General features: G+C 69.3%; 1 protein-coding gene. It reads right to left on the reverse strand.

What is annotated here, in order from left to right; genetic code table 11:
• On the reverse strand, positions 1 to 3,934 hold a 3,934-nt coding region (locus AB0J93_RS30050; protein WP_363925725.1), incomplete at its 3' end, for an amino acid adenylation domain-containing protein.
• Positions 3,935 to 3,963: the final 29 nt, after the last annotated feature.

The raw sequence follows: 3,963 nt of genomic DNA on the forward strand, positions 1-3,963 counted from the left end.
CGTCGCGGCCCGACAGCGTCGACAGCACCCGCGCCCACGCCACGTGCAGCACGGTCGCCGCGCTCACGCCGAGTTGCCGCGACACCTCACGCAACTGGTCGGCGACATCCTGTGGCACCGGCATTTCGGCAGTGGACGAATCGGTGCCGTCGCCGTGGACGTCCATCAGGCCGTACGGCGCGGTCGGCTCGGTCACGTCGCCGAGTAGCTCGGCGAAGTACCGCTCGTGCTCCTGCGCCGGAACGCTGCGGGCCTGGGCGACGAAGTTGCGGAACGGCAACGCGGGCGCCAGGTCCGCGGCCGATCCGGTCAGGATCGCGCGCAGCTCGGCCATCAGCACGTCCATGCCCTGGTGGTCCTGGAGCATGTGGTGCATCCGCAGCAGACCCAGCCAGCCGTCACCATCGCGCGCCACATGCACGTCCATCAGCGGCGGCCGGCTCAGGTCCATGCCCGATCCGACCCGGGCGACCAGGCCGGCGATCCCGTCGTCGACCACGTGGGTCGTCACCGGCAGCGCGGCGTTGCGCAGCACGACCTGCACGGGTTCCGGCAGCCCCTCCCAGATCACTGCCGTGCGGTAGATGTCATGCCGATCGACGACCTGCTGCAACGCGCCGACGAACCCATCCAGACGAGAACGCGAGTCAAACTCGAAGACCCACACCGTCACATACGGATCCTCACCACCACCCGCCATCAAATGGTGGAACAACAACCCCTCCTGCAACGGCGCCAACGGATACACATCCGCCACATTCGCCGCGCCACCCTCGACAGTGGCCACCACCCGCTCGACATCCGCATCAGTGAAATCGACCAACGGCAGCATGTCCGCCGTGATCCGCTCAGCGCCGACGGGGATCCGATTCTCCGGCACCACCACCGCATCAACCGGCGCGGTCGTGGCGGCAGCCAAGCCGGCCGGCGTGGGAGACTCGAACAACGCCCGCACCGACACCGCCACACCCCGACCACGCAGCTCCTCCACCAGGCGCACCGCCAGCAGCGAATGCCCACCCAGGCGGAAGAAATCGTCGTCCACACCGACCACATCGAGACCCAGGACCTCGGCGAAAACCGCGCACAGGATCTCCTCCTGCACGGTCACCGGACCGCGACCCGAGCCGGTCTCATACACCGGCGCCGGCAACGCCCGCCGATCCAACTTCCCATTCACCGTCAACGGCAACCGGTCCAGCACCACCACCACCGACGGCACCATGTACTCCGGCAGGCGCTGGGCGGCGTACTCCCGCAACCCACTCGCATCACCGGCCACCACATAAGCCACCAGCCGCTTATCACCCGGGACGTCCTCCCGCGCGATCACCGCCGCCCGCGTCACCTGCGGATGCGCCAGCAGCACCGCCTCGATCTCACCCGGCTCGATCCGGAAACCACGAACCTTCACCTGATCATCGACCCGCCCCAGGAAGTCCAACGTCCCGTCCACGGACCACTTCGCCCGGTCACCGGTGCGATACATCCGCTCGCCCGGACCGAACGGACACGCCACGAACCGCTCCGCCGTCAACCCCGCCCGACCCACATAACCCCGAGCCACCCCGACACCCGCCACATAAAGCTCACCCGCCACCCCCGGCGGCACCGGCGACAACCCGTCATCCAGCACGAACACCCGCGTATTCGCGATCGGCCCACCCACCGTCGGAGCCTGACCCACCGACAACGCGGCAGACATCGTGGCGCACACCGACGCCTCGGTCGGCCCATACGCGTTCACCAAGCGGTGAGTTCCGGCCCACCGGTCCACGACGGCTCGGTCAACCGCCTCACCCGCCGACACCACCGTGCCGACCATCCGCAGCACGACCGGATCCAGCACACCCAGCACCGCCGGCGGCAAGGTCACATGCGTGACAGCATGCCGCTGCAACACCTCCACCAGACCCGAACCGGGACGCAACTCATCCGCCGGGGCCACCACCAACGCACCACCCCAGGCCAACGCCATCAACAACTCCGACGTCGCCGCGTCAAAACCCACCGACGCGAACTGCAGCACCCGCGACCCCGGCCCGGTACCCCACGCCCGCCCCTGCGCCAACCCAAGGTTCACCGCACCGGCATGCGACACGACCACACCCTTCGGCATGCCAGTCGACCCCGACGTATAAATCACATACGCCGCACCAGCCGCCGAAACCCGCACCGACACCGGCCCCTCATCGACTCCCGCCAACTCCGACACCACCGTCGACGGCACCGCCCACTCGCCCGCCCTCGAGGTCAACACGTACTGCGCCCCACTGTCAGCGAGCATGAACTCGACACGCGCCCCCGGCACCTTCGGATCAATCGGCAAATAAGCCGCGCCGGCCTTCCACACCCCGAGCAACGCCGCCACCAGATCGACACCACGGTCCATCACGACCGCCACCACCGACTCCGCCCGGACGCCCTGACCGACCAAGTGCCGCGCCACCCGGTTCGCCGCCGCATCCAGCTCACGGTAGGACAGCTCCACCCCATCACCGATCACCGCCGGCGCATCCGGCGTAGCCACCACCTGCCGCGCCAACAACTCCACCACCGTGCCGACGGGAAGATCACCAGCGGTGTCATTCCACTCGAACACCAACCGCTCCCGCAGACCGGCCTCCAGCAGGTCAACGTCGTGCAGCCGGACGCCGGGGGCGGCGGTCACCCGGTCCAGCACCAGCACGAACCAGTCGGCGATCCGCTGTGCGGACGACGCGTCGAACAGGTCCACGGACGCCACCACCGCGCCCTGGAGACCAGCCGGGTGGCCCTCGGCGTCGTACGTCTCGGTAGCCGTCACCTCCAGGTCGAATCGCACGGTGGTGCTCACCGCGCCGACATCAGCCTGCGGCCGGCCGGCCGTGCCACGTTCGAGGTTCTGGAGCGTGAGCATCACCTGGAACAGCGGGTGCCGGGCCAGCGAGCGGGCCGGGGCCAACTCCTCGACGAGCCGTTCGAACGGCACGTCCTGATGCTCGAGGGCGTCCAGGCTGCTCTGCCGGACCCGGCCCAGCACCTCGGCGAAGGTCGGGTCACCCGACAGGTCCGTACGCAGCACCAGAGTGTTGACGAAGAACCCGACCAGATCGTCCAACGCCTCGTCGTTGCGCCCCGCCACCGGAAAACCGATCGGGATGTCGGTGCCCGCACCCAACCGCGACAACAGCACGGCGAACGCGCCCTGCAGCACCATGAACGTGGTCACGCCCTCGGCTCGGGCCAGCTCGGCGAGCCGTTGGTGCACCTCGGCCGGCACCGACAGCGGCACCTGGTGCCCGCGGTGTGATACCACGGCCGGACGTGACCGGTCCACCGGCAGGGTCAGTTCCTCCGGCGCCCCGGCCAACGCGTTCCGCCAGTAGGCGACCTGGGTCGACAGCAGGCTCTGCGGGTCCGACTCGGAGCCGAGAAGTTCGCGCTGCCACACCGCGTAGTCCGCGTACTGCACCGGCAGCGGCGCCCACACCGGTGCCGCACCGATCCGCCGCGCCTCGTACGCCACCGAGAGGTCTCGGCTGAGCGGCCCCATCGACCAACCGTCACCGGCGATATGGTGCACCACCAGTACGAGAGCCGACTCGGCTCCGGCCTGGAACAGCCACGCCCGGATCGGCACCTCGACCGCCAGGTCGAACGGGTGCTCGACCGCCTCGGCAATGGCCCGGTCCAGTTCCGCCGGGCGCACGGTCCGCACCTGCAGGGCCCAGTCCAGGCCGGCCGGGTCCAGAACTCGTTGGTACGGCTGCCCGTCGGCTACCGCGAACACTGTCCGCAGCGACTCGTGCCGCTCGATGACGTCCCGCAACGCCGCGTCCGCCGCGTCGACGTCCAGCTCGACGCCGAGCCGCACCACGACCGGGATGTTGTAGAGCGGGCTGGGTCCGTCGAGTTGGCTCAGGAACCAGAGTCGTTGCTGCGCAAAGGACAAAGGCGTCCGCGCCGTACGCTCTGCCGCCC

Source organism: Micromonospora sp. NPDC049374, assembly GCF_040677165.1.
Lineage (GTDB): Bacteria > Actinomycetota > Actinomycetes > Mycobacteriales > Micromonosporaceae > Micromonospora.